The sequence below is a fragment of the Bradyrhizobium sp. Arg237L genome (genome assembly GCF_029990105.1).
Lineage (GTDB): Bacteria > Pseudomonadota > Alphaproteobacteria > Rhizobiales > Xanthobacteraceae > Bradyrhizobium.
In genome coordinates this window covers 1-407 of record NZ_JAQMIL010000238.1, presented here as the reverse complement: position 1 = coordinate 407, position 407 = coordinate 1, and the positions used below count along the sequence as shown (strand labels likewise).

Below are 407 nucleotides of genomic sequence, written 5' to 3'. Positions count from 1 at the left end.
GACGAATTCCCGGTGGCGAAGGGAAAGGTGACCGCGGCGCGCGGCCATCTCGGCGCGTTCGAGGTTACGGTCGACGATTTCGCCGAAGCCGCGCCCTCGTCGCGTAGCACGCTGCTGTTCGGCCCTTCCCGCAACAATGCGCGATCGAACTGCGACATCATCCTCGACCTGACCGGCGGCGCGCCATTGTTCCCGGCTGCGGATTTGCGCGACGGCTATCTCCGCGCCGATCCCGCTTCCCCCGCGGCGATGCTGCAGGCCGTGCTCAAGGCACGCGATCTCGTCGGCACTTTCGAGAAGCCGCGCTATGTCACGTTCGACGCCAAGCTGTGCGCGCATTCGCGCTCGGGACGCATCGGCTGCACCCGCTGCCTCGATCTCTGCCCTGCAGGCGCAATCACGCCGGC

1 pseudogene is annotated in these 407 nt (G+C 67.6%); it reads left to right on the top strand.

Features of this window, described 5'->3' with window-relative positions:
• A pseudogene (locus tag OZ411_RS43145) lies at positions 1 to 407 on the top strand (4Fe-4S ferredoxin); the annotation flags it as partial.